This window comes from Sphingobium sp. PAMC28499, from assembly GCF_004795815.1.
GTDB lineage: Bacteria > Pseudomonadota > Alphaproteobacteria > Sphingomonadales > Sphingomonadaceae > Sphingobium > Sphingobium yanoikuyae.
In genome coordinates this window covers 4392458-4418625 of record NZ_CP039248.1, presented here as the reverse complement: position 1 = coordinate 4418625, position 26168 = coordinate 4392458, and the positions used below count along the sequence as shown (strand labels likewise).

The 26168-nt window shown below is 66.3% G+C and carries 21 protein-coding genes and 1 pseudogene; 10 read left to right on the top strand and 12 right to left on the bottom strand.

Annotation, left to right across the window (positions count from 1 at the left end):
* Window positions 1-2: 2 nt before the first annotated feature.
* The 4 genes from pstA to E5554_RS20950 all read right to left on the bottom strand — a co-directional run bounded on the left by pstA (window position 3) and on the right by E5554_RS20950 (window position 5101).
* A complete protein-coding gene (pstA, locus tag E5554_RS20965; protein ID WP_010337565.1) occupies window positions 3-1247 on the bottom strand; it encodes a phosphate ABC transporter permease PstA in 1245 nt (414 codons plus the stop codon).
* Window positions 1247-2641 (bottom strand): phosphate ABC transporter permease subunit PstC, encoded by a 1395-nt coding sequence (pstC, locus tag E5554_RS20960; protein WP_004210867.1) that lies wholly within the window; start codon window positions 2639-2641, stop codon window positions 1247-1249. Before pstC ends, pstA begins: the two co-directional genes overlap by 1 nt.
* A gap of 7 nt (window positions 2642-2648) precedes the next feature.
* The gene (locus E5554_RS20955; RefSeq protein ID WP_004210869.1) at window positions 2649-3704 is read right to left on the bottom strand and encodes a substrate-binding domain-containing protein; all 1056 of its coding nucleotides are present in this window, start codon (window positions 3702-3704) and stop codon (window positions 2649-2651) included.
* A 143-nt stretch (window positions 3705-3847) separates the two neighbouring features.
* A complete protein-coding gene (locus E5554_RS20950; protein WP_136187963.1) occupies window positions 3848-5101 on the bottom strand; it encodes an ATP-binding protein in 1254 nt (417 codons plus the stop codon).
* 99 nt (window positions 5102-5200) lie between these two features.
* On the opposite strand from E5554_RS20950, the gene E5554_RS20945 reads away from it, so the two are divergent.
* The 5 genes from E5554_RS20945 (at window position 5201) to E5554_RS20925 (ending at window position 9113) form a co-directional block, all read left to right on the top strand.
* The gene (locus E5554_RS20945) at window positions 5201-5641 is read left to right on the top strand and encodes a hypothetical protein (protein WP_048938756.1); all 441 of its coding nucleotides are present in this window, start codon (window positions 5201-5203) and stop codon (window positions 5639-5641) included.
* A 97-nt stretch (window positions 5642-5738) separates the two neighbouring features.
* Window positions 5739-6917: a glycosyltransferase gene (locus tag E5554_RS20940; protein ID WP_004210875.1), complete on the top strand. Its 1179-nt coding sequence runs from the start codon at window positions 5739-5741 to the stop codon at window positions 6915-6917.
* Between the two features lie 65 nt (window positions 6918-6982).
* Window positions 6983-7267, top strand: coding sequence for an HPr-rel-A system PqqD family peptide chaperone (locus tag E5554_RS20935; protein ID WP_136187962.1), 285 nt, complete (start codon window positions 6983-6985; stop codon window positions 7265-7267).
* Complete coding sequence (locus tag E5554_RS20930; protein ID WP_136187961.1) at window positions 7264-8127, top strand: HprK-related kinase A; 864 nt, start codon at window positions 7264-7266, stop codon at window positions 8125-8127. Before E5554_RS20935 ends, E5554_RS20930 begins: the two co-directional genes overlap by 4 nt.
* Window positions 8124-9113, top strand: a complete 990-nt coding sequence (locus E5554_RS20925) for a nucleotidyltransferase family protein (protein ID WP_136187960.1) — start codon at window positions 8124-8126, stop codon at window positions 9111-9113. Before E5554_RS20930 ends, E5554_RS20925 begins: the two co-directional genes overlap by 4 nt.
* Before the next feature lies 1 nt (window position 9114).
* Here the strand turns inward: E5554_RS20925 and E5554_RS20920 are convergent, their stop codons facing one another.
* On the bottom strand, window positions 9115-9708 hold the full coding sequence (locus E5554_RS20920) for a TetR/AcrR family transcriptional regulator (RefSeq protein ID WP_136187959.1): 594 nt from the start codon (window positions 9706-9708) through the stop codon (window positions 9115-9117).
* 72 nt (window positions 9709-9780) lie between these two features.
* On the opposite strand from E5554_RS20920, the gene bdcA reads away from it, so the two are divergent.
* The 3 genes from bdcA to E5554_RS20905 all read left to right on the top strand — a co-directional run bounded on the left by bdcA (window position 9781) and on the right by E5554_RS20905 (window position 12925).
* Window positions 9781-10494, top strand: coding sequence for an SDR family oxidoreductase (bdcA, locus tag E5554_RS20915; protein WP_037510644.1), 714 nt, complete (start codon window positions 9781-9783; stop codon window positions 10492-10494).
* Between the two features lie 172 nt (window positions 10495-10666).
* Window positions 10667-11857 (top strand): chromate efflux transporter, encoded by a 1191-nt coding sequence (gene chrA / locus E5554_RS20910; RefSeq protein WP_136187958.1) that lies wholly within the window; start codon window positions 10667-10669, stop codon window positions 11855-11857.
* A gap of 87 nt (window positions 11858-11944) precedes the next feature.
* A complete protein-coding gene (locus E5554_RS20905) occupies window positions 11945-12925 on the top strand; it encodes a phosphatase PAP2 family protein (RefSeq protein ID WP_136187957.1) in 981 nt (326 codons plus the stop codon).
* Window positions 12926-12927: 2 nt separating this feature from the next.
* On the opposite strand, the gene E5554_RS20900 is transcribed toward E5554_RS20905, so the two are convergent.
* From E5554_RS20900 to E5554_RS20880, 5 genes are all read right to left on the bottom strand, one after another.
* Window positions 12928-14304 carry an amidohydrolase gene (locus E5554_RS20900; RefSeq protein WP_136187956.1) on the bottom strand — a complete coding sequence of 459 codons (1377 nt, stop codon included), beginning with the start codon at window positions 14302-14304 and terminating at the stop codon, window positions 12928-12930.
* A 95-nt stretch (window positions 14305-14399) separates the two neighbouring features.
* The gene (locus E5554_RS20895; protein ID WP_136187955.1) at window positions 14400-15407 is read right to left on the bottom strand and encodes a DUF2279 domain-containing protein; all 1008 of its coding nucleotides are present in this window, start codon (window positions 15405-15407) and stop codon (window positions 14400-14402) included.
* A 228-nt stretch (window positions 15408-15635) separates the two neighbouring features.
* Window positions 15636-17150 (bottom strand): peptidase S10, encoded by a 1515-nt coding sequence (locus tag E5554_RS20890; RefSeq protein WP_136187954.1) that lies wholly within the window; start codon window positions 17148-17150, stop codon window positions 15636-15638.
* Window positions 17151-17217: 67 nt separating this feature from the next.
* Window positions 17218-18495, bottom strand: coding sequence for an MFS transporter (locus tag E5554_RS20885; RefSeq protein ID WP_136188434.1), 1278 nt, complete (start codon window positions 18493-18495; stop codon window positions 17218-17220).
* Between the two features lie 144 nt (window positions 18496-18639).
* Window positions 18640-20037 (bottom strand): helix-turn-helix transcriptional regulator, encoded by a 1398-nt coding sequence (locus tag E5554_RS20880; protein ID WP_136187953.1) that lies wholly within the window; start codon window positions 20035-20037, stop codon window positions 18640-18642.
* 147 nt (window positions 20038-20184) lie between these two features.
* On the opposite strand from E5554_RS20880, the gene E5554_RS20875 reads away from it, so the two are divergent.
* Entirely contained in the window at window positions 20185-21777 is a 1593-nt protein-coding gene (locus E5554_RS20875; protein WP_136187952.1) for an isocitrate lyase, read from the top strand.
* Window positions 21778-22220: 443 nt separating this feature from the next.
* Here the strand turns inward: E5554_RS20875 and E5554_RS20870 are convergent, their stop codons facing one another.
* Window positions 22221-24029, bottom strand: coding sequence for a DUF885 family protein (locus tag E5554_RS20870; RefSeq protein WP_136187951.1), 1809 nt, complete (start codon window positions 24027-24029; stop codon window positions 22221-22223).
* A 310-nt stretch (window positions 24030-24339) separates the two neighbouring features.
* Window positions 24340-24662, bottom strand: a pseudogene (locus E5554_RS23540) (LysR family transcriptional regulator).
* Between the two features lie 729 nt (window positions 24663-25391).
* Here E5554_RS23540 and E5554_RS20855 point away from each other — a divergent pair.
* A complete protein-coding gene (locus E5554_RS20855; protein ID WP_048938740.1) occupies window positions 25392-26078 on the top strand; it encodes a glutathione S-transferase family protein in 687 nt (228 codons plus the stop codon).
* Window positions 26079-26168: the final 90 nt, after the last annotated feature.

Genomic DNA, 26168 nt, shown 5'->3' with positions numbered 1-26168 from the left:
CATTACCACCGTTTTTCAAACTTGTTGCGCAGGTAGATGGCGAGGCCGTTCATCGCGAGCAGGAAGGCCAGCAGGACGATGATGGCGGCCGAGGTCTTTTCGACGAAGCCCTTCGAGACTTCGTCGGACCAGAGGAAGATCTGCACCGGCAGCACGGTGGCCGGATCGACAATGCCGCCGGGCGGCGTGGCGATGAAGGCACGCATGCCGATCATCAGCAGCGGCGCGGTTTCGCCGAGCGCGCGGGCCATGCCGATGATCGTGCCGGTGAGGATGCCGGGCAGGGCCAGCGGCAGCACATGCTGGAACACGACCTGGACCGGCGAGGCGCCGATGCCGAGCGCGGCGTCGCGGATGCTGGGCGGCACCGACTTGATCGCGTTGCGGCCGGCGATGACGATGACCGGCATGGTCATCAGCGCCAGGGTCATGCCGCCGACCAGCGCGGCCGAACGGGGCAGGTGCAGCAGGTTGAGGAAGATCGACAGGCCGAGCAGGCCGAAGATGATCGAGGGCACGGCCGCCAGATTGTTGATCGACACCTCGATGATGTCGGTCCACCAGCTCTTGCGGGCATATTCCTCCAGATAGAGCGCCGTGGCGACGCCGATCGGGAAGCTGAGCACCAGCGTCACCAACATGGTCAGCAGCGACCCCTTGAACGCGCCCCAGATGCCGACCTGGGTCGGATCAGTGCCGTCGCTGGCGGTCAGGAAGCCCCAGTTGATGCCGGTGGCGAGCAGGCCGGCCTGACGCAGGCGTGCGACCTGCGCCTCGGCCTCGGGCGAGCCCTTGCTCTTGGCGGCGAGGTCGATCGCGGTTGCGGCGGGGACGTCGATCGTCTCGGTGCGGGCGAGGATCTTGGGATCGGCCTTGATCGCGTCGCGGATCGCAATCCAGGCGCTGGGCGAGATCATCGCGTCGGCATCCTTGCCCAATGCCTTCTGCGCGACGGTGCTGGTCACCATCGGCAGATTGGCGTTGGCCAGCGCCTCGTCGGTGATGTTGGCCGGATCGAGCAGCAGCGGCGAGGCCGGGAAATCGACCTTGAGGGCGATTTCCGTGCGGGTGAAACCGCGCATGCCATTGCCGACCATGGTGAAGAGCAGGAAGGCAAGGAAGGCGGCGCTGAGCAGCACGGCGGCCATGCCGGCGGCCTTGAAGCGGCGCTCGGCGGCATAGCGCCGGGCGATCCGCTTGCGCATGGCGTCCGACTTCCAGTCGGTGGGGAGGCGTTCGGCGCTCATTATTCGTAAGCCTCGCGATATTTCTTCACGACCCGCAGGGCCACGATGTTGAGCAGCAGGGTGACGATGAACAGCACCAGGCCGAGCGCGAAGGCGGCAAGCGTCTTGGCGCTATCAAATTCCTGGTCGCCGGTCAGCAACTGGACGATCTGGGTCGTCACGGTGGTCACGCTGGCAAAGGGGTTGAGGGTGAGGTTGGCAGCCAGACCGGCGGCCATCACCACGATCATCGTCTCGCCAATGGCGCGGCTGACGGCGAGCAGCACGCCGCCGACGACGCCGGGCAGGGCGGCGGGGATCAGCACGCGGCTGATCGTCTCGCTGGTGGTGGCGCCCATCGCCAGGCTGCCGTCGCGCATCGACTGCGGCACGGCGGCGATGCTGTCATCGGCCATGGAGGAGACGAACGGGATGATCATCACGCCCATGACGAGGCCGGCGGCCAGCGCGCTTTCCGAAGAGGCGCCATGGATGCCGATCATCACGGCGAAGTCGCGCAGGGCGGGGGCGATGGTGAGCGCGGCGAAATAGCCATAGACGACCGTGGGCACGCCCGCGAGCATCTCCAGCGTCGGCTTCATCCACTTGCGCACCGTGGGGCTGGCATATTGGGTGAGGTAGATGGCGCTCATCAGGCCGAGCGGGATGGCGACGATCATGGCGATGATCGCGCCGATGAAGATCGTGCCCCAGAAGAGCGGCACCGCGCCGAACGCATCCTCATTGCCATAACCCATGGCGGCCGACTGCGGGCTCCATTTGGTGCCGAACAGGAAGTCGATCGGGTTCACCATGGAGAAGAAGCGGAAGCTTTCCCACAAGAGCGAGGCGACGATGCCGAGCGTGGTGATGATCGCGATCAGCGAGGCGATCAGCAGCGTCGCCATGACCAGTCGCTCGACCCGTGTGCGGGCGCGGAAGTCCGGACGGACGCGGGTGAAGGCATAGGCGCCGCCGGCAAAGGCGAGCACTAGCGCCAGCACCGCGCCGGCAATGCCATAATGGCTGAGCGCGGTGCGATAGGGTTCGACCAGCGCGTTGGCGGCCGGGTTGAAGGCGCCGGCCTGCGCACCGGTGGCGATCGCCCGTGCCTCGCCCAGGATGGCGGAGCGCGAGAAGCCGTCCATCGGCAGGCTCTGCGCCGCCGGGTCGGCCAGAACCGACTGGGTGACGAGGCCGGGCGAGACATTGGCCCAGACCGCCAGGAAGATGCCGGCCGGGATCAGCGTCCACAGCGCGACATACCAGCCATGATAGCCGGGCAGGCTGTGTACCGCGTCGCGGCGGCCGCTGGCGCGCGCCACGCCGGCAAGGCGCAGCGCACGGGCGCGGGCACTGACCCAGGCGATCGCGCCCAGGCCCGCCAGCAGCAGGAGGATTGCAGGACCGGTCATGATGCCCTTACTTCAGCTGCGAACCGTCGAGGACGCTGAGCGACTTGACGATTTCCGCGCTCTTCTTGCGCACGTCTTCCGGCGCCGCGACCATGCCGCGCTTGGTCAGCGCGCCGTCGGGGTTCCAGTTGGCGGCGAAGGTGTCGAGGAAGCCCTGCAGGCCACGGATCGCCTGCATATGCGCCTTCTTCACATAGATGTAGAGCGGGCGGGCGCCGGGATATTGGCCGGTCGAGACGGTCTCGTAGCTGGCTTCGATACCGTTGATCGGCACGTCCTTCAGCGTGTCCTTATTCTCTTCCAGGAAGCTGTAGCCGAAGACGCCGACGGCGTTCGGGTTGGCGCCCAGCTTCTGGACGATCAGATTGTCATTCTCGCCCGAGTCCACATATTTGCCATCCTCGCGCACGCGGGTGCAGGTGGCCTTGAACTCGTCCTCGCTCTTCTTCTTGAGTTCTTCCATCGCCGGGTCGGTCTCGCAACCCTTGGTCAGGATCAGTTCGGCGAGCGAGTCGCGCGTGCCGCTGGTCGAGGGCGGGCCGAACACGGAGATGGCGATCGCGGGCAGGCTGGGGTCGACATCCTTCCAGGTCTGGGCCTTGTTCGGACCCTTGCCATAGGGATTGGCGGCCAGCGCCTCATAGACGATCTTGGGGGTGAGCTTGAGGCCGGGGCCCTGCTTGCTCTCGGCGAAGGCGAGGCCGTCGACGCCGACCTGGATCTCGATGATGTCCTTCACGCCATTGCTCTGGCACTGATCGAACTCGGCCTTCTTCATGCGGCGCGAGGCGTCGGCAATGTCGGGATGCTGGGCGCCGACGCCGGCGCAGAACAGCTTCATGCCGCCGCCGGTGCCGGTCGATTCGATGATCGGCGACTTCATGCCGGGATTGCCCTGCACGAACAGTTCGGCGACCGCAGTGGCGAAGGGATAGACGGTGGAGGAACCGACCGCGCGGATCTGGTCACGGGTCGCGCCAGCGCCGCCGCCCGACTGGTCGCCGCAGCCGGCAAGCGAAAGAGCGGCCACAGCGGTCGCGGCGAAAAGGGCGAATTGCTTCACGGAAACCTCCAACTAACAGGCCGCGATTCGCAATGTCGCGCCCCTCAGGGAGGCGCCTAGCCGCGGACCATCGCGCCTTTGTGACAGTCAGATTGCATTTTCATGACACAGGGGGCGGATCGCGTCTTCGGAGTGAAATTTTCTTACGCCCTGGTCTTGGTCGCCGTGTCGTCGGTCGGGGCGCCGGGCAGCAAGATGCTGACATTGGTGCCTTTTCCAAGGACGCTGGAAATATCCAGCCGGCCACGATGCCGTTCGACAATATGTTTGACGATGGCCAGGCCCAGACCCGTGCCGCCCATTGCCCGGCTGCGGCCCGAATCGACGCGATAGAATCGCTCGGTGAGGCGAGGGAGGTGATCGGGGCCGATGCCTTCGCCTTCGTCCGCGACCGACAGGCGCACCATGCCGCTGGGCCCTTCGCCCAGGGTGACATGGATCGGCGTGCCGGGGCGGCCATATTTGACCGAATTGCCGACCAGGTTGTGTATCAGCTGCGACAGCTGGGCGCGGTCGCCCTGGATCGCGGGCAGGCCGGGCGTGATCTCCATCTCCACCTCACGGCCGCGATCGCCATTGCTGGTGCGGAACACGCCGACCACTTCGGCGGTCAGTTCCGACAGGTCGACCGCGGCTTCGGGCAGGCGATATTTCTCCGCCTCGATCCGGCTCAATGAGATGAGATCGTCGATCAGCCGCTGCATCCGGCGCGCTTCGCCGTCCATGATCTTGAGGAAGCGCTTGCGGGTTTCGACATCCTTGCCCAGTTCCGGGTCGGCCAGCGTCTCGATGAAGCCCAATATGCCGGCCAGCGGGGTGCGCAGTTCATGGCTGGCATTGGCGACGAAATCGACGCGCATCCGCTCGGCCGCGTAGGTGCCGCTATGGTCGACCAGATGGACGAGGCGGCGCATGTCGCCGACCGCCCCGACCGAAGCGATGCGCATCTGCCAGCGCTGTTCGCGGGTGCCCAGGCCCACCAGTTCGATCATCACCGGTTCGGCCAGTGGTGCAACGCTGGCCAGCCGTTCGGCGGCGGCGGGGTGGCGGATCGCGATGCGCGCATCCTCCCCCTCGATATGGCTGCCGAGCAGGCGTTTGGCGGCCTGGTTGGCATGGACGATCCGGCCCCGTTCGACCAGCATGAGCGGATCGGAAATGGCTTCCAGCAGGCCGGGAAAATCGGGATGGGCGAACAGGTCGGGCGCATCGAGCGCGATCGTCGGCACGTCGCGGCCGACCGGCACGCCTTCGGCCGTGATGACCAGCACGATCAGGCCGGCGAGCACCGGCAGGGCGATGGCGAGCGGCGATCCGCCGAGAATCAGGGCACCGCCCGTGCCCAGCAAAAGCACGGCCAGCGAGGCCGTAATCTGAGAAATAGTCAGTCGATTCATGGTTACCGCGCTGGATTCTTCGCGCATTTGCTGCGATGGCTGTGATCAATAGCGCCCAATATTTACGCTTTGGCAAGCGCGATAGCGGAACATTGTGACATGAGCGAGCCCATCCCCGGACCGGAAAGCGTGGAGCCTGAAAAGGCGGCAACGGACGTATCTGCACCCGATCTGGCTGTTGCCTCGCGGCGCCAGTTGCTGATGGGCGGCGCGGTCGCGGCATCGGCAATCGTGTCGATCCGCCCGGCGCTGGCCAATACGGCGGCGTCTGTTCTCAACTGCACCATTCCGGTTCCCGATCCGTCGCGGTCGGGCAATTATATCGCCCCCAATGGCCAGATGGTTCCGGCGGGGACGCCGGGCGCCTATCCGGCGAGCGGGCGCACCTATACCGGTGAGCAGGTCAAGCAGGCGCTGCGCGGCCGGCCGCTGCCGGGCACCAGCTATGAGCAGAATCAGGCCTATCTGAACTATATTCGCCGCCTCCAGTCGGGACAGAGCGGCTTTACCTGTTTCGCATCGCTGCAAATGCCGCGTTAAGCCCCAAAGCCGGGTTGAACTGAAAGAACCGATTACGGGTCGCCCGCGTTGACGGCGTCGAAGCATCGACATTTCCGTCGAGCGCAAGGGCGACACCATGTTCCATGCACGCCAGGTGGCGGCACATTCTCCATTCGCGGTCGTCTATCTCTATCGCCCCGGTGACGGTGGGCTGGACCGGGTCGCGATCCAGCTTGCCAATCATCTCCATCGGCGCGGCCTGCGGGTCGAATTGTGGCTGGCGCATCTGGACGGGCCGCTGGCCGGGATGATCGACCCGGCCCTGACGGTTCGCCGTGTCTGTGCGCCGCGCTGGGTGCGGCGGCTGTCGATGATCGCGCAATTCCTGCCGCTGGCCGCGATGGTGCGGCGCCATCGGCCCGATGTCGTCTATTCGGCTGGTAACCAGAGCAACATGCTGGTCGCCGCCGCGACGCTGGGCACCCAGACCCGCGCGGTCGGCCGCATTTCCAACCCGATCGTCCGGCCGGGACAGCAGGGCCTGTCCGCCTGGGCGCGCAAGACCCGGTTTCGCGCAATTGCCAGGGCCTGCAGCATGACCATCGTCATGGGTGAGACCGATCGGCAATTGCTGGCCGAGGAGGGGCCGCTTGGCGGTCGCGACGTGCGGCTGATGCCGCGTCCCACCGTCACCCGGCTGATGGAACAGGCGTGCAACGATCGCGGCACCGCCTGCTGCCCGCAGCGCCCGGCGCAATTGCTGATGGTCGGGCGGCTGGCGCCGCAGAAGGACCAGGCGACCGCGCTGGCCGCGCTGGCGCAATTGCGGGGCCGCGACTGGCGGCTGCGCATCGTCGGGCAGGGACCGCTGCGCGCCCAGTTGGAGGCGCAATGCACGCGGTTGGGCCTGTCGGACCGGGTCGAGTTTCTGGGCTTCGTCGATTGCCCGCACCGCATGGCCAGCCTGTTTGCCGAGGCGGACCTGCTGTTGCAGCCGTCCTGCTGGGAAGGGCTGGCCGGCACGATGATCGAGGCGCTGGGCTGTGGCGCGGGCGTGGTGGCGACCGATTGCACCCGCAATATCCATCCGCTGCTGGCCGCCGCCGGCCAGCATCCGCCGGTGCCGGTCGGCCATGTCGATGGCTTTGCCCGTGCGATCGAATGGGCGCTGGCCCATCCTGCGCCGCCCGAGCAGTTGGCGCAGGCGGTGCGCGAACATGGGCTGGACCGGGCGCTCGACACCTATATGCGCGCGCTGATGACGGTCGGCGCGCGGGAGCTTCCGGTCGGCGTTGCGCTGCAGGCCTTTCCCTGATGCGTTAGGCACTTGGCTACCCTTTTGGCTTTAGGGCAAGAGGGAGCCATGGAGGTGCCGGACGCGTGGTCAGGGAAGAAGTTTATCGTCGCGAAGGGGGGGAGGCGATCATCGTCCGGCCGCTGGATGATATCGTCCTGCTCTATCATCGCCCGTCGGGCCAGACCCATATGGTGATCAGCCCGGTGCCCGAGATATTGGACGCCATGGCCGACGGCCTGCCGGCGAGCGCGGCGATGCTGCGCGATCGGCTGGCCCTGCTCTATGATCTGGGCGAGGGCGATGTGGTGGGCGAGATCGGCCAGCATCTCGCCTATCTCGACCGGATCGGGCTGGTGCGGCCGGCATGAGGCACAGCCTGACCCTGCGCATCGGCCCGGCGACCTTCCGCATCGGTTCCGCCTGGGCGCAGCCGATCGACCAGTTGAAGCGCCTCTACGCCGATTATCCCGACGTCGGTAGCGCGATCGCCGATTTCACCGTGCGGTTGCAGCCAACCAGCGCTGTCCGGCGCTGGGTGCGACCGTCCATCTTCATCACCGGCGACCATGGCCTGGCCGACGCCGCGCCGATGAGCCTGGCGCATGGGCTACTGGCGGCGGAGATGGGGATGAACCTGCAGATGGCGCTGGGCTGGCGCCGGCATCTGCTGCTCCACGCGTCGAGCGTCGAGAAGGACGGGCGGGTGCTGGTAATGACCGGCGAGTCCGGGTCGGGCAAGTCGACGCTGGCGGCGCAACTGGGCGAGCGCGGCTGGCGTCTGATGGGCGACGAGTTTGCGCTGCTGGATCTCGACAGCGGGGCGATATTGCCCTTTCCCCGGCTGGTGTCGCTCAAAAACAAGGCGATCGAGGTGATCGCGGGCGAGGTGCCGAGCGCGCGCATGGGGCCGCTGCTGGGCGCGACGGCCAAGGGCGACATTCGCCATATGGTGCCGCGCGCCGACGCGGTGGCGCGGATGGGCGAGGGCGGGATGCCGGCGCTGCTGCTGTTCCCGCGCTTCGGCTCCGGGCCGGCGGAACGGCCGGTGGGGCAGGGGGAGGTGTTCATGCGCCTGACCCAGGCATCGACCAATTATGTCGCGCTGGGCGAACCGGCGTTCGCCGCGCTGACGCGCTTCGTGGCGCAGGTGCCGGCGCGGGCGATCGACTTCCCCTCGGGCGAGGCGGCGATCGCCATGGTCGACCGGCTGTGGAGCGAGATCGCATGAGCGCAGCGCTGCTGGTCGGGGCCTTGCGCGATCCGGCGACGACTACGGGGCTGGATGCAGCCGGCTGGAACAGCCTGATCGCCATGGCGCGGGCGGAGCGGCTGATCGGCACGCTCGCCTTCCGGCTGGAGGGGCAGGCCGTGCCCGATGCGGTGCGGCCGATCCTGACGGACGCGAAGGCGGATGCGGCACGGGAGGCGCGGCAGGCGATATGGGAGGCGGACCGCGCGCGGACGGCACTCGCGCCGATCGGCCTGCCGGTGATCCTGCTCAAGGGCACGGCCTATGCGGCGGCGGGCCTGCCGGCGGGGCAGGGGCGCTTCATCGGCGATCTCGACATATTGGTGCCGCGCGACCGGATCGATGCGGCGGCCGATGCGCTGATCGCGGCCGGCTGGGAATGGGTCAAGGAAGACCCCTATGACGACGCCTATTATCGGCAGTGGATGCATGAGCTGCCGCCGATGATCCACACCGAGCGCGACCGGATGATCGACGTGCATCATACCGTGCTGCCGCTGACGGCGCGGCCGACGCCCGACGCGGCCGCGATGATGGCGGATGCGGTGCTGATAACCGACGGATTATATATGCTGTGCGCGGAGGACCGGGTCTGTCATGCGGTAGCGCATCTGCTGGCGGACGGCGATCTACAGGGTGGCCTGCGCAATCTGTGGGATATTCACTGCCTGTTGGCCGATGTCGATCTCGGAGCGCTGGAGGCGCGGGCGGCGCGGCATGGCATTGCCCGGCATGTGCGGCAGGCGCAGCGGCTGGCGGCGGCGATCTATGGCGCGGGCGGGCGGCTGGCCCTGTGGGACTGGTTGGTGCGGGCACGACTGCTGGCGCGCAACGGCTGGGGGCAGGAGACGCACAAAGCGCTGGTCTTCGCCTTCTTCGTGCGGTCGCACTGGTTGCGCATGCCGACGCTGATGCTGGCGCGCCATCTGCTGACCAAATGGCGCAAGGGGCATCGGCCGCAATAGGTCAGGGTTGGGCCAGGGCCGCTTCCAGCGCGAGACCGGCCATGTCGGCGATGGCGAGCAGCCGCTCGATCGGCTTGCCGTCACGGGCATCGGACGACAGGCCGGACATGACCGCCACCATATAATCGGCGACCGGCAGCGCCTGGTCGGGATGGTCGGGGGTCAGATAGTCCCGGACCCGGTCGACGCTTTTGTCCTTCCAGCAGCGCGCCTGGGCGGCGGCGATGGCGTCGGCGCCGCGTGCTGCCTCCAGCACCATGCAGCCCGGCGCGGCCGGGTCGGTGGCATAGATGCGCGCGGCGGTGCGCAGCAGTTCGGTAAGTGCGGTGGCTGGCGGCGTGCCGGGCACAAGGATATCGTCCACCGGCAGGGCATTGCGGGCGTAGCGCGCCAGCACCCGGTCGAACAGGGCTGCCTTGTCACCGAAAGCGGCATAGAGGCTGGGCGGATTGATCCCCATCGCCTGCGCCAGCGCGGCGACGCCGACACCGTCATAGCCATGGTGATGAAACAGCGCCTGCGCCGCGGAAAGGGCCGCATCCTCGTCAAAGGAACGCGGGCGGCCCCGGCTCTTGGCTTTTTCTTTAATGGTCATTACAAAAATCCTTGACGGGCGCGATCGGTAATTTATATAGCGATCATTACAAATTTAGCAAGGAATTGTCCCATGACCGATTTCACTGCCAAGAAAGTCCTCGTCCTCGGCGGCAGCCGGGGTATCGGTGCCGCGATCGTGCGGCGCTTCGCCGGTGACGGCGCCGATGTCGCCTTCACCTATGCCGGGTCGCAGGACGCTGCTACCGCGCTTGCTGCCGATGTCGGCGCCCGTGCCATCCGCTCCGACGCGGCCGATCGCCAGGCGGTGATCGACGTGGTGGCGGGCGAGGGCGCGCTCGACGTGCTGGTCGTCAATGCCGGCACGCTGGTGCTGGGCGATCCGCTGACGCTGGACGCCGATGCGGTCGATCGGATGATCGATATCAATGTCCGCGCGCCCTATCATGCGGCGGTCGAGGCGGCGCGGCAGATGAATGATGGCGGCCGCATCATCGTCATCGGTTCGGTCAACGGCGACCGCATGCCGTTCGAGGGCGGCGCGGCCTATGCGCTGACCAAGTCGGCGCTGCAGGGCATGGCCCGTGGCCTGGCCCGTGACTTCGGCGCGCGCGGCATCACCGTCAACATCATCCAGCCCGGCCCGACCAATACCGACATGAACCCGGCCGATGGCCCGATGAGCGCCACCATGCACGGCTTCATGGCGATCAAGCGCCATGCCACGGGCGAGGAAATTGCCGGGTTGGCCGCCTATCTGGCGGGGCCGGAAGCCGGCATCATCACCGGTGCCATGCACACGATCGACGGCGGTTTCGGCGCCTGATCGGCCATTCGAGAGGGGCGGCTGAACGGCCGCCCCATCCTGTTGCGCCGCCTCTTTTCTTCGCGGCGCGCGATGCTATGATGAGCGCCAACGGGCCGTGCGGGCGCCCGTTCAGGCGATGATCGTCCAAGTTCCGCTCCATGCGCCGCGCCTGCGGCAGGAGCCGATGACGATGACGACACTGGATGATGGTCCGCCGCCGATCCGCCTGTTCCCGCTGTTCCTGAAATTCCTGCGCTTTGGCTGCCTGGCCTTTGGCGGGCCGGTCGCGCAGATCGCGATGTTGCGCCAGACCCTGGTCGAGGAGGAGCGCTGGCTGTCCGGGCCGCGCTTCAACCGCCTGCTGGCAGTGATGCAGATATTGCCGGGGCCCGAAGCCCATGAACTATGCGTCCATATGGGCATGATGGCGCGCGGGCGGATCGGCGGGCTGCTGGCGGGGCTGGGCTTCATGCTGCCTGGCTTGGCTCTGATGCTGGTCGCCGCCTGGCTCTATCGCGACTGGGTTGCTGGCGCGGGCTGGGCGCTGCCGGTGCTGTTCGGCATCCAGTTGGTGGTGCTGGCGATCATCGCGCGCGCGGTGCAGCGGATCGGCGGCCATGTGCTGGAGGACCGGCTGCTCTGGGCACTGGCGATCGGCGCCTTTGCCGCGACTTTGCTGGGCACACCCTTCTGGATTCCGCTGCTGGCGGCGGGGCTGGTCTATGGCTTTCGCGCGCGGCCGATGGTCATTGGCGTGGTGCTGGTCGGGGCGGTCATGCTGGCGCTGTTGCTGCACAAAGGAACAGTGGCGGTTGCGCCGATCCCGATGGCGGCTGGTGCCGCGCGGCCCGACATGCTGCTGCTGTTCATAGCCGGGCTGAAGGGCGGGCTGCTGACCTTTGGCGGCGCCTATACCGCCATTCCCTATGTGCGCGGCGATACGGTCGGGCGCGGCTGGCTGTCGGACGGGCTGTTCCTCGACGGGGTGGCGCTGGCCGGCATATTGCCGGCGCCGCTGGTCATCTTCGCGACCTTTGCCGGCTATATGGCCGGGGGGCTGGGCGGGGCGGTGGCGATCACGGCGGGCATGTTCCTGCCGGCCTTCGCCTTTTCCCTGATCTTCTATGAGCGGCTGGAGGCGCTGGTCGAAAATCCGGCGCTCCACCATCTGCTGGCCGGGGTCGCGGCAGCGGTGGTCGGGGTGATCGCGGCGACGCTGGTGCAACTGGGTTGGGCGGCGGCGATGCGGGCGGACCGGCTCTGGGCGGCGGGCCTGATCCTGCTGGTCGGCGCGCTCTGCGCCTGGCGGATCAAGGGGCGCTGGAGCATGCCGGCGATCATCGCGCTGGGCGGTGGCGCGGGCTGGCTGCTGCAGCCCTGACAGGGGCGCCATGCAACGGTTCATCGCAGCTTAAGCGCGGGAGGCGGAAGGGCGGCCTTTCCGCCTTTCTTCCCGGACATATGCGTGATGCCGTCGATCGAAACCTCCTGGCCCCTGGCTGAGCCTGTTGCCGCGCAGACGGCGCGTCGGGTGCCGATTGTCACGCGACCATTGGCGATCCGGCGGCATTTTCTGGCGGCGCTGGGCGTGAGCATGCTGCTGCTCGCCCTGCTGCTGGACATGGCGGATCTGCGCATCGATTTCTGGCAGGTGAGCAGCATCGCCTATGGCGCGGCGGCGGCGCTGTTGCTGGTGCTGCGCTTCGGCCTGCCGCGTAGCGGCTGGCGCCATGCCGGGACGGTGGCGCCATTTGCCACCTATGTCGGCCTGTTCACGCTGATCTCGGTCATGGGCGCGGCGGCCAGCTATCCCGTGGCGGCGCTGACCCATGGCTATGCCGACGCGACCTTGCAGCGCATCGACGAAGCACTGGGGTTCGACTGGCTCCATTGGTATCGGCTGACGGCGTCGCACCGGACACTCCAATTCCTGGAAACGGCCGCCTATCGCAGCATCTATGTGACGCCGGCCCTGCTGCTATGGTGCATGGCGCGGGCGGGCGAGCAGGAACGGGCCTGGCGCTTCATCGCCACTTTCTGGCTGGCGGCGGTCATCACCCTGATCCTGTTCAGCCTGATGCCGGCGGTCGGCCCCTTTTCCTATCTGTGGCACGAACCGATCCGCTACATGCCCGAAAGCGAGCTGTGGCAGCAGGGGTTGATTCCGGCGTTGCGGACGCATGCGGTCCATGCCATCGATCTGGGGCAGTTGCGCGGGATCGTATCGGCGCCCAGCTTTCATACGGCGGCGGCGGTGCTCTATATCGCGGCGGGGTGGCGGATCGCGGCGCTGCGCTGGCCGATCGTCGTGCTCAATGCGGCGATGCTGCTGTCGACGCCGGTCGAGGGCACCCATTATCTGATCGACATGATCCTGGGGCTGGGCGTGGCGCTGACCGCGCTGGCGCTGATGGAGGTCCATCGGCGCCGCTGCGCGGCCAGCGTATAAGCTCAATCCTTCTTCAGGATGTCCATGGCGAGGACGGTCATCGCCTCGCTGGCGGTGGCGATCACCTTGTCTGCCTCCGGCGCCCAGAACGGACTGTGCAGCGAGGGCAGGGTGATCTGGCCAGCCTGCGCCGCTGCCATCTTGTCCGCCGGCACGCCGCCGACCCAGAAGATGAAGCTGTTGATCGACTTGTCGGCGCGGTAGAAGCGGCCGAAATCCTCGCCGCCCATCACCGCCGGGGTCTTGACCACGCGGCCCTCGGCGAAATGCCCCTTGAGCAGCGCGCCCATCTGTTCGGCAAATTCGGGCGGATTGTAGGTGGACGGGGTGAACTCGTCCTTGACGCTGACCACCGGCATCTTGTCGTCGGGCACGCCCGCCGCAATCGCCTCGCCACGGGCGATCCGCTCGATCCCCTTGATCAGCTTGGCGCGGGTCTCGTCCGAATAGCTGCGCACGGTCAGGAGGAGCAGCGCCTGGTCGGGAATGATATTGTGCTTGGCGCCGGCCTGGAAGCTGCCGACGGTGACGACGGCGGGATCCTGCGGATCCTGTTCGCGGCTGACCAGGGTCTGCAGCGAGGTGACGATGCGCGAACCCAGCACGATCGGGTCGCGGGTCGTCTGCGGATAGGCGCCATGGCCGCCCAGCCCCTTCACCACGATATCGACGCTGTCGACATTGGCGAGGGCATAGCCCGGCGTATAGCCGACGACGCCGGCCTGGAGATTGGCGGCGTCATGGAAGGCGATGGCATGGGTCGGGCGAGGGAAGCGGGTGTAGAGCCCGTCCTCCAGCATGTCGCGGGCGCCCTTGCCCACTTCCTCGGCCGGCTGCAGGATCATCACCAGCGTGCCCTTCCACTTGTCCTTCTGGCTCGACAGCAGCTTGGCGGTCTCGATGAAGGCGGTCATGTGGGTGTCATGGCCGCAGGCGTGCATCACGCCGGTTTCGACCCCCTCGGGCGTCTTGGTGCGGACCTTGGACGCGAAGTCGAGGCCGGTCTGCTCGACCACCGGCAGGCCGTCCATGTCGGCGCGGATGAGGAGGACGGGGCCCGAGCCATTCTTCATCACCGCGACGACGCCGGTGCCGCCGACCTTCTCGGTCACGTCGAACTTCATCGCTTTCAGGCGCTTGGCCAGCTTGGCGGCGGTGTTCACCTCCTGCAGCGAGAGTTCGGGATTGGCGTGCAGGTCACGATAGAGGGTCATCAGCCCCTCCATGTCCCTGGCGATCAGGCCGGGCAGTTCGCTCTGCGGCGTAGGCGTGGGCTGCACCATGGCCGGCTGAGCCGGCGGCGGTGCAGTCGGGGTTTGGGCGACGGCGATGGACGAAAAGCTGACAGCGGCCAGAAAGGCCGTGAGCGCGTGGCGCATATGATTGAATCTCCCTTGCTGGGCAGGAGCATAGGGGGATTTTACGGGCGTTAAAGGGGGATTGTTACGGTGCTGGCCTGCGCGCGCGGCAAGGTTCAATAATAGTCATAGATACCGGTATAGGGGAGCTGGAAATAATTGAGGCCACTACCGATCATGCGGCCGAGGCGCGATCGACTGTTCCGGAAGAAGAGTTGCTTGATGTTGAGCGCGACGCCGAAGAAAATGTCGCGTTTCGGGGGGATGCCGGCGGCGCGGTCGGCAAGGGTGAAATCCTTGCCGCGATAGCCGACCTGCAATTCGATGAGCCGTAATGGGGTGGCCTCCAATTTCCTGAACCCGGCCAGTTCGAGCGACAGCAGGAAATGCTGCTGTTCATAATGGCGCTTCCCCTTGAAGCTGTAGACGTCGGAGTTGGGCACCATCATCAGCCGGAAATCGAGCTTCTCCTCCAGCCCCGGTACGGTGTGCCGCAGTACGGAAAAGGCGGCGCCAGCCGTGTTGAAGACAATGTCCTGGTAGGAGAAGCCGCTGTCGGTCTTATGGCCGTCCCATAATTCGCCGTAGAATTGCAGCGCCGTCGACAGCAGGGCTGCCGGCAAGGCGGCGGCAGCCCGGTCGCCGGTCTTGCGGGCGATGCGCGCGCCGAGAAATTCGGCGAAGAGATAGGCGTTGAAGGCGTGCGTCAGCTTGTCGATGCCAAGATTGTTGGTGTTCTTGCCGAACCATCCTTCATCCTTGAAGTGAAAGGATGTCGTGTCGTCGGTCCAATAGGCCTGGGTCGCGGTGATATAGGCGAAAAGCCCCAATGTTTCCCATCTGGCCGCCGCCATCCGGCTGCCGAGCGAGCGATAGCGGTCGGGATCGATTGCAGCCGGGCTATCTGTATCGACGACGATGGGTGGACCGGCACTGTCCGGCAGTGCAGTCTCCGGCTGCTTTTCCGGCGTGAGGCTGGCGAGATCGAAGGAGATGGTCTCGTTCACGGTCAGGGCGGCAGGGGAAGCCGTTTCGCCTGAATCATGTGCGAGCGGGGAGAGGTCGGCGCTTTCCTGGGCGCTGACTTGCGACGGTGCGACGGCTGCGAGGAACACCGCCAGCATCGCAGCGCGTAATGATCGCCCGCTTAGGCCTGCATGGTCCGATTGTCGCGCCAACGCCCCTTGCCCCTGTGAAAAGACAAAGCGACCCTTGTTCTGGAAGACATATTATCCGACGGGCGGCAGCGGATATATTCGTGTGAAATGCCTATAGGCGGGCAGGAAGCGTGCTGGATGGCCTCGAAGGCGAAGACAGCGCCCGCCCGGTTGATTTCCGGGCGGGCGGCATCATCATCGCTGAGAGATGAACGCCCGGATATCCGCGCTCAGCTTGCGCAGGTCGTCGGGGCGGACATACATCATGTGGCCGGCATCATAATAATGATACTGGATGCGCGAGGCGTCGAAGCCGGTGCGGCTCATCGCATATTCGGCGCCGAAGAAGGGGGTAGCGAAATCATACCAGCCCTGGCCGACGAACACCTTGAGCCCGCTATTCTCGCGCAAGGCTTTGCTGAGATAAGGCGCGACGCTGGCGTAAACTTCGCTGTCGCGGCCGCGCTGGCCCTGCAGCTTCCAGTCCCAGCCGCTGACCCCGCCGATCGTCACATAGCTGCGGTCGGTCTTGTACTTCAGCTCGTCGCGGGCATAGCTGTTCATCGCGGCGGTATAGGCGCCGTCGATCGCGTAGAAGCTGGGGTCGTTGTCCGGCTCCTCGCCGGCCGCATCATAATCCTTGCCGGTATAGCGGGTGTCGAGGCGGCCGATGGAAACGCCCCGATCGCGCAGCAATTCCTTGTAGAAGCGGCCGGGCGAAATACGCAGTTCGGCATGGTCGACAAACTGCTCCGACAGGCCGGTGAGGCGGGCGAGTTCGGTGCGGACGCTGGCGCGTTCCTGGTCCGACAGCTGATTGCCCTTCAGCAGCGCGGCGGCATAGGGGCCGATCGCGAAGGCGCGGGCCTGCTGCGCGGCTTCGGCCACGGTGGCGGGCGGATTGCCCATCTTCTTGTGATACCAGGCGGTCGTCGCCATCGAGGGGAGGTTGAGGATATAGGGCATTTCATTGCCCTGCACCTCGGCCGATGCGCCGAAGTCGAGGATCGACGAGATCAGGATGATGCCGTTGACCGCGACGTCGTTATAGCTGCCCTCCAGCTCGTTGATCAGCGCGACCGAACGGGTGGTGCCATAGCTTTCGCCACCGATATATTTGGGCGAGGACCAGCGGCCATTCTCATTGAGCCACAGGCGGATATATTCGGCGATCGACTTTGCGTCGGCCGACACCCCCCAATAATCCTTGGGATCCTTCTTGCCGATGGCATGGGAAAAGCCGGTGCCGACCGGATCGATGAAGACAAGATCGGTGACGTCGAGCAGCGATTCGGCATTGTCGACCAGCGGATAGGGCGGCGCGCCGTCATCCTGTGCGTCGGGCAGCACCACGCGCTTGGGGCCGAAGGCGCCCATGTGCAGCCAGAGCGAACCCGAGCCGGGGCCGCCATTATAGAGGAAGGTGATCGGGCGCTTCTTGTCGCCGCCATCCTTGACATAGGCGGTGGCATAGATCGCCGCGAGCGGCTTGCCATCCTTGTCCTTCAGATAGGTTTCGCCGGTGGTCGCGGTGTAGCTGATCGCCTTGCCGCCGAACACGCCCTTATGATGGGTGACCGAGACATTGGGGGCGGGCACGCCAGCTTCGGCGGCCGGTGCCTCATCCTTCTTCTTGTCCCCGTCCTGGGCCTGGACGGCCATGGGCATGATGGCCAGCGCGAGCGCGGTCAGCGAAATCGTCAAACGCATTAAGGATGCTCCCCTTTCTTTTGTGGCGCATGCGCTAGCGGAGAGAGGGCCATGCGGGAAGGGGGGCTCAGTGGGGCAGTTGTCGCTTTTGCGCGCTTTCGGGCAGGCGCCATAGCACCGGCAATGCGCCCAGCGCGACGATCGCGATCAGCCATCCGGGCGCTGACGCCCATCCGCTGGCCTGCGTCAGCTGGTGCGACAGATAGGGGGTGAGGCCGCCGAACAGGGCGGTCGCTCCGGTAGCGCCAAAGGCGAGGCCGCTCAGCCGCCCTTCGCCGGGAAACTGCTCGGCCGTGGTCACGGCGCCGACCGCGCTCACTGCCCCGCCCAGCGCCGCCAGCAGGACCGCGCCCAGCAGCGCGCCGCCCAATGCGCTGCCCTGCGCCATCAGGGCAAAGAGCAGGGCCGGCAGCGCCACGCCGGCGAGTGCCAGCGCGACCAGCACCGGCCGCCGCCCGATCCGGTCGGACAAGGCCCCGACCAGCGGCGTCACCAATATCACCACCAGTGCCGCCAGCGTCGAGAGTGTCAGCGCATCGGCCTCGCCCATGCGGCCAGTCCCGATCAGGAAGCTCGGCACATAGACGATGCCGACATAATAAGTGATCGACCCCAGCGCCGAAATGGCAAAGCCGCGGCCGATCGCTGGCCGATAGGCGCGCAGGCTGAGGCGCAGGGGCTGGGCCGGGATGCTGCCACGGGCGCGCTGCGCCAGGAAATCGGGCGATTCCTCGATCCGCGACCGCGCCAGCAGGATGAGCGCCGCCAGCCCCGCGCCGACCAGAAAGGGAATGCGCCAGCCCCAGTCGGCCAGCGCCGCCTCGTCTAGCAGCGCCACAGTCAGAGCCGACAGCGCCACTGCCAGCAGCCCGCCGACCTCGCTCGCCGCCGATGCCAGGGATGTGATGAGGCCCCGCCGGCCGGGCGGCGCGCCTTCCAGCAGATAGGCGACGACGCCGGTATATTCGCCCCCGACCGAGAAGGCCATGACACAGCGCAGCGCCAGCAGCAGCCAGCCGGCCATCGCTCCGGCCTGTGCCTGGGTCGGCAGCAGCGCGGTCGCCAGCATCGCTGCGCTCATCAGCGCCATCGACAGCAACATGGTCGGCCGCCGGCCATGGCGGTCGCCGATATGACCAAAGACGATCGCGCCCAGCGGCCGCATCAGATAGGCGATCGCGAAGCCCGCCAGCACATGGCCCACGCCCGCCGCGCCGCCGCCATAGAAGATGCGCGACAACAAGGTGGCGAGATAGAGATAGAGGGTGAAGTCATACCATTCGACGATGGTCGACAGCCCGGCAATCGCCAGCGATCGCTTCGAGAGGCCGGGTGGCTGCCCCATCGGTGGCGTTTCCTCATCCATCAGAGCCTCCCCCCAATCCGTTCGCTTCGAGCCTGTCGAGAAGCGGCAAGCGCCGACCTGGCCGTTCCGCTTTGTTTCTCGACAAGCTCGAAACGAACGGAGACAGGTAAGCGCCCTATCTCCCTAACCATCGGCAAAGCCGAACGGCGCGCGCGTCCGCCGATAATCGTCGGGCAGCATGTCGCGGCCGATCGGCGGGGCAGACCGGGCCATGCACTGGCTGCGGTGGCACAGGCGACAGGTAACGCCGATCGGCGTCGGTGCGGGCGGCGGCGCATCCTGGCTATAGACCAGCCGATGGGCATGGTCGGCCGCGCAGCACAGTGCGATCGCCCGCTCCACCTTGGCTGCGCCCCAGCTGCCGCCGCCGGCGGTGACGGTGCGCGCGATCGAGAAGAAACGCTGGCCGTCGGGCAGTTCCAGCCATTGCGTCACCACCTCGCGCGGCGTTTCGAACACGCGATGCACCGACCAGAGCGGGCAGGAACCGCCATGGCGGGCAAAGGGGAAGCCGGCGCCATCCAGCCGCTTGGAGACATTGCCGGCCGGATCGACCCGCAGGAAGAAGAAGGGGACCCGCTCCTGCCCCGGCTTCTGCAGCGTGGTCAGCCGATGCGCCGCCTGCTCGAAGCTGACGCCGAACTGCCGGGCCAGCGCCTCGACATCATAGCGCTTGGCCTCCACCGCCTTGGCGAAGGTACCATAGGGCATCAATATCGCCGCCGCGCCATAGCTGGCCAGCGCCCGGCGGGCGAGCCGCCGCCCGCTTTCGCTGGCGAACTGCCCGTCCTTCAGCAGCGCGTCGAAGCCCTTGCGCATCTCCAGATAGGCGATCTGGAGCGCCAGTTGAAAGGCCGAGCTGGCGCCGTCCAGCGCATCGTCCAACAGTACCGCGTCGCGATGCCGGTCGAGCCGCCGCATCGATCCTGCCATCACGTCCGACGGCAATCGTCGCACTCGCAAATTGTGCCGCGCCTTGAGCCAGCCGGCCAGCCCCCCCTCGGCCTCCGCTTCCGCCGCCAGCTTCTCGGCCGCATCGTCGAGCAGCGGGAAGCTGTTGCGCCGCGCGGCGATGAAGCGCCGGGCCTCCGCCACCGGATCGGCGCCATCCTCCTGCGGCTCCGCCTCCGCCCCCCGGTCCGCCAGCGCCAGATGTTCCTCGCGATAGCTGGTGTAAAGTCGCAGCAGCGCCTCGGTAATACCCGGATAATTGACCGCGACATCGCCGGTCGCCAGTTGCGGCAGGTCGATATCGGCGAACATAGGGTCTTTCAGTACGGCGTGCAGTCGAGCCGTCTGTTCCGCGCCGCCGTCACCCGCAACCTCGGCCATGTCGAGTTTGTAGGTACGGGCGAGGCGCAGCAGCATGTCGGCGGTCAGTGGCCGCTGGTTGCGCTCCAGCAGCGCGACATAGGAGGCGCTGATCTCCAGATCATTGGCCATGTCCGCCTGGGTCAGGCCCAGCTCGCGCCGCAGCCGCCGCAATCGCGGGCCCATATAGACGGGACGATCCTTGGCCATGACACCGACTCCTGTACGCTCTTTACAACTTTACAGCAGATTTTTGTAAAGATCGACAACTGGACTTTGGCGGGGGTGCCGCACCCCGTTTCCTGTGTCTACTTCGCTGTCATTCTTTCTTGCAGCTCACCCCGAGGGAATGACGACATGACCTATCAAAGTGAAATCGCGAAGGCCGACACGCTGATCGGTGGCCAGGGCCATTGGGACGGCATTGCGCCCGAATCCGTCGCCCGGATGCGCCTGCAAAACCGGTTCCAGAGCGGCCTCGACATCGCCCGCTACACTGCAAAGATCATGCGCGCCGACATGGCCGCCTATGATGCCGATCCGGCCAACTACACCCAGTCGCTGGGCTGCTGGCACGGCTTCATCGGCCAGCAGAAGATGATCTCCATCAAGAAGCATTTTGGCACCACCAAGGGCCGCTACCTCTATCTCTCGGGCTGGATGGTCGCGGCGCTGCGCAGCGAATTCGGCCCGCTGCCCGACCAGTCGATGCATGAAAAGACCAGCGTCCCGGCGCTGATCGAGGAACTCTACACCTTCCTGCGCCAGGCCGACGCCCGCGAGTTGGGCGGCCTGTTCCGCGATCTCGACAAGGCCCGCGCGGAAGGGGACGAGGTCCGCGCCGCCAAGCTGCAGCAGCAGATCGACAATTACGAAACCCATATCGTCCCGATCGTCGCCGACATCGATGCCGGCTTCGGCAATGCCGAGGCGACCTACCTGCTCGCCAAGAAGTTCATCGAGGCCGGCGCCTGCTGCATCCAGATCGAGAATCAGGTCTCGGACGAAAAGCAGTGCGGCCATCAGGACGGCAAGGTCACGGTCCCGCATGAGGACTTCCTCGCGAAGATCCGGGCGGTCCGCTACGCCTTCCTGGAACTCGGCGTCGACGACGGCGTGATCGTCGCGCGGACGGACTCGCTGGGCGCGGGTCTCACCAAGCAGATCGCCTTCACCCGGCAAGCGGGCGACATTGGCGACCTCTATAATGGCTTCCTCGACTGCGATGCCGTCGATGCGACTGCGATCGGCCATGGCGATGTTCTTATCAGCCGCGACGGCCAGTTGATGCGCCCCAAGCGCCTGCCGTCGAACCTCTATCAGTTCCGGGCCGGCACCGGCGAGGATCGCTGCGTCCTCGACTGCATCACCGCGCTCCAGAATGGCGCCGACCTGCTGTGGATCGAGACCGAAAAGCCGCATATCGGCCAGATCGGCGGCATGGTCAGCCGCATCCGCGAGGTGATCCCCAACGCCAAGCTGGTCTATAACAATTCGCCCAGCTTCAACTGGACGCTGAACTTCCGCCAGCAGGTTTTCGATGCCTGGGTCGAAGCCGGCAAGGATGTCAGCGCCTATGACCGGGCGAGGCTGATGAGCGCGGACTATGACGCCACCGACCTCGGCATCGAGGCGGACGAACGCATCCGTACCTTCCAGAAGGATGCGGCGGCGCAGGCAGGCATCTTCCACCACCTCATCACCCTGCCGACCTATCACACCGCCGCGCTCAGCACCGACAATCTCGCCAGGGAATATTTCGGCGAGGCCGGCATGCTGGGCTACGTCAAGGGTGTTCAGCGGCAGGAAATCCGTCAGGGCATCGCCTGCGTGAAGCACCAGAATATGGCCGGCTCCGACATTGGCGACGACCATAAGGAATATTTCGCCGGTGAAGCCGCGCTCAAGGCCGGCGGCGCCCATAACACGATGAACCAGTTTGCGGCCTAAAGGCCGCAGGGGGAACCAGTTCGCGGCCTAAGCCCCATCCCCGTCATCCCCGCGAAGGCGGGGATCCATCTCCCGACCTCCCATAAGGAACCAGCGTTGGGAGATGGGTTCCCGCTTCCGCGGGAATGACGAGTTGGAGTTGACCGCAGGCGCCCCATCTTCCCGGCGATATCCCGATGCTCGTCGGGAAGATGGGTTCCGCAAGCGTAACAAGCATGGAAGATTGGAGTTTCGCGGCCGGGGCCGTGAAGACAGCCAGTTCGCGGGGAATTCGACACTCCCTTCGCGATTTGGGTGGAAGGACCCTCGACGGCCCGGTGGCGCACCACCGGGCCGTTTTTTTTAATTTCGCCCACTCTGCTCCGTTCGCTTCGAGCGAAGTCGAGAAGTGCGTAGCGCAGTGCCCTCGTTTCTCGACAGGCTCGAAACGAACGGCGGTTGTGTCAGGCGATCCCCGCCCGCTGGCGCACCGCCTGCTTCAGGATGTCGAGCGGCATCGCGCCCAGTGTCAGCACTTCGTGGAACTGCTTGAGGTCGAACTTGTCGCCCTGCGCCTTCTTCACTTGCTCACGCAGGTCGTTCCACACCGTATGGCCGATCTTGTAGCTGCATGCCTGGCCCGGCCAGACGGTATAGCGGTCGATCTCGCCCTGGCTGCGGCCGCGCGCGATGCCGGTGGTGGCGATCAGGTAATCGGTCGCCTTCTCGCGGCTCCAGCGCTTTGCATGCATGCCGCTGTCGACCACCAGCCGGGTGGCGCGGAACAGCAGCGACTGGAGATAGCCGACCTGGCCCAGCGGATCGCCCTTGTACATGCCCATCTCGTCGGCCAGCTGTTCCGAATAGAGCGCCCAGCCTTCGGAATAGCCGCTGTAGAAGCCGCGGCGGCGGATCATCGGGATCGAATCCGATTCCAGCGCCACCGTCACCTGCAGATGGTGGCCCGGCACCGCCTCATGATGGGTCAGCGTGGCGAGGCCGAATTTCGGCCGGTCGAACGTGTCGCGCAGGTTGATGAAATAGATGGCCGGCCGCGACCCGTCGAGCGAGGCATTCTGATAATAGCCGCCCGGCGCGCCCGCCTGGATCGTCACCGGCACGCGGCGCACCTCGACCGGCGCCTTGGGCACGGTGTTGAACGCCTCGCCCAGTCGCGCCTGCATCGCCTTGATCTGGCTGTTGAGCTGCGCCAGCAGCGCTTCGCGGCCCGGATCGGTATTGGGATAGAGCTGGTCGGGGCGCTTGTTGAGCGCGACCAGACGGTCGCCGACCGTGCCCTGGCTCATCCCTTCGCCCTTCAGGATCGCGTCGATCCGCGACGAGATGCTGGCGACCTGATCCAGGCCCATCTGGTGGATCTCGTCGCCGGTCAGCCGGGTCGTGGTCGCGGCCTCGGCGGCGGCGGCGTAAAAGGCCTCGCCGTCGGGCAGGCGCCAGCAGCCGGCATCATGCACCGCCTTGGCGCGCAACTGCTGCACCAGCGCGCGCTGGCGATCGACGGCGGGGAAGACCTTTTCCGCGACGATCTTCTCGGCTTGGGCCGCGCGTTCGGGCGGCAGGCCGGCGGCGGCCAGCTTCTTGGCGAAGCTCGCCACCAGCACGGTCTGGGCGGCGGGCTGGTCGCGCAGCGCCGCCTGCATCTTCATCGTCGTGTCGAGAATATAGTCGGGCGCGAACACGCCCTTGGCCGCATCCGCCTTCTGCCGCTCCAGCTCGCCGTCCATGCTGACGGGAAAGGCCTCCAAACGCGCCAGATAGGCATCGGCATCGGCCGCGTCCTTCACCCGGTGCTGGCTGTCGAGGAAATCGGGCGTCTCGCGATAGGAGCCGGTCAGCTGGCTCAGGATATAGGGCGCATAGCGGCCCGCCGTCTCGCCATAGGCGAAACGCTCGCCACCCACGGCGCGGTCGAGCTGATAGGCGACGACATCATAGTCGAGCTGGCTGGCCGGGCTGAGCGCCGCGCGATCGAGACCGGCAAGCTGCTTCGCCTGCGCCTTGCTGCGGGCCAGATCGCGGGCCGCGCCGGCAGCGCTGGTGTCGCTGAGCTTGCCGCGCAGCGCCGCGCGGGCACCGGTGTCGAGGCCAAGGCGGGTCGCCTGTTCCGGGCTGTCGTCCAGCCGCTCATAGAAGAAGCCGTCCAGCATGGCGCGCAGGCGGGCATCCTGCGATCCCGACTGCGCAAAGGCGCGCGGGGCGGATGCGGCCAGCGCCGTGGCGCCGCTGGTGGTGAGGAATTGGCGTCGGTTCACGAAATGCTCCCTGTTCTGGCCCTGGCACGAACGGTCGCCCGCTCGTCGGGGTCGCCTTAGTGCCGCGCATGCAAGGGCTTGGCTATTATTTGTTTTACCGCGATTTCTTAATCGGCAATCGATGCCGATTGCTTGGAAATCGCTCTAGGGGCGAGGAGGAAATGACGCGACAGTTGAAAGTTCACACCGTCATGCGTCGTGATTTCGGGGCGATTCCGGCGACAACGCGCCTGTCGCGCGCCCATGAGGCGACATTGGGGTCACGCCGAGGCGACAGCGACGCGACAGTCAGGGGACAGCCAAGCGACATTTATCCGCCGATCGGCCCCCTGTGCGGGTAGAGGGGGGGCGGATCGGCGCGAGCGGATCGGTCAGGCGCGCGGTGTGGAGCGCCAGCGCATTGGCCCAGCAGCGGTAGAAGCCGGTGCCCGCGAGCCGATCGCGCAGCCGGTGGGCGCTGGAACGGGACATGCCGACCATCTGCGCGGCATGGCTGATATTGCCGGTTTCGAGCAGCGCGGCGAGGAAGCGGCGCTGACGATCGGGCGTCCATTGGCGGCGAGGGCGCCGGGCAGGCGCGGCGGGCGAAGGGCGAAGGGCGAAGAGGTTACTCCATCCGGCAGGATAGAACAGAAAAAGCCCTGTGTAGGAAAGAGCAGGGAGGGATAGCTGTCGGTCTGGAAGCGACCCAAGCTGACGTTCCCAGTCCTCCCCAAGCTTGTCTTGGGGAGGTGGCAGCGCGAAGCGCTGACGGAGGGGAAATGGCGCAAGCGCAACGCTATTGCCCCTCCACCGCCTTCGGCGGTCCCCCTCCCCAAGCAAGCTTGGGGAGGATTTTCGGACAGTCCGCTTCCCACCCTTATTCGTCATTCCCGCGCAGGCGGGAATCCATCTCCTGACCTTGCATCTGGCCCCATGCTGGAGAGATGGATCCCCGCCTCCGCGGGGATGACGGCATAAAAATGGCTGTCCCCTGATCCACCCGTTCGTATTGCCCAGCAGATCGAAATCAGGGTGCGAAAGCCACCCAGCCGCAACCGATCAGAAGCGATCATTCCTTCTCCCGCTGGCGGGAGAAGGATAGGAAGCCTTGCCGGCAAAGCCGGCCAGGCGAAGTTGGATGAGGGCCACTTGTTCCAGAAGACCCTCACCCTCCCGCGCCTGTGGCGCGGGCGCCTCCCTCTCTCGCGAACGGGAGAGGGTAAGCAACCGGTCCGCTTCCCACTCGCTCGTCAGGGGCATGCCGAGCGTCTAAATCCTGCCTGATAAGCTGAGCTTGTCAGACCCGTGGATCGTTCCGCCTGTCGGGCGGTTCCCCGTTGCGCTAAGGGGACGCGCACCACGCCAAGGGGAGATTGATCGATGGCCTATACGCTCATCACCGCCAACCGGAATTATTCGAGCTGGTCGCTGCGGCCCTGGCTGCTGATGAAGGGGCTGGGGATCGATTTCGTCGATCGCATCGAACCCTTTGCCGCGCCGGTCAATTACAGCGCCTTTCGCAGTTTTTCGCCGACGGGGCAGGTGCCCGCGCTGATCGATGGCGACCGGACGGTCTGGGATTCGCTCGGCATTCTTCTCTATCTGGCCGACCGGCATGCGGGCGTCTGGCCCGCCGATGCCGATGCGCGCGCCTTTGCCCAGTGCGCGGTGGCGGAAATGCACAGCGGCTTTTCCGCGCTGCGGTCGACCTGCACGATGAATGTCGGGGTGCGGGTGGAACTGAACCTGATCGAGCCGGCGCTCAACAAGGATATCGCCCGGCTGCGCGAACTCTGGGAGCAGGGGCTGGCGCGCTTTGGCGGGCCCTATCTGGCCGGCGCGGAGTTCAGCGCGCTCGACGCCTTCTATGCGCCGGTCGCCTTCCGGGTGCGCAGCTATGGCCTGGATGTCGGGCCGATCGCGCGCGGCTGGGTCGAGACCATGCTGGCCCATCCGGCGATGCGCGAATGGGAACAGGCGGCGCTGGCCGAGACCTGGCGCGAGGAGGGCCATGAGGCCGAACTGGCGGCGGTCGGCCGCGTGGTCGAGGATTATCGCGCGGCGTAACATTATTGCTTCAGCCTTGCGAAAAACGCACATTTTCCATCGCGGGGCCTGTTTCTCCCCCTTTCCCCTGGCGCCTTACGGGTCTAGGGG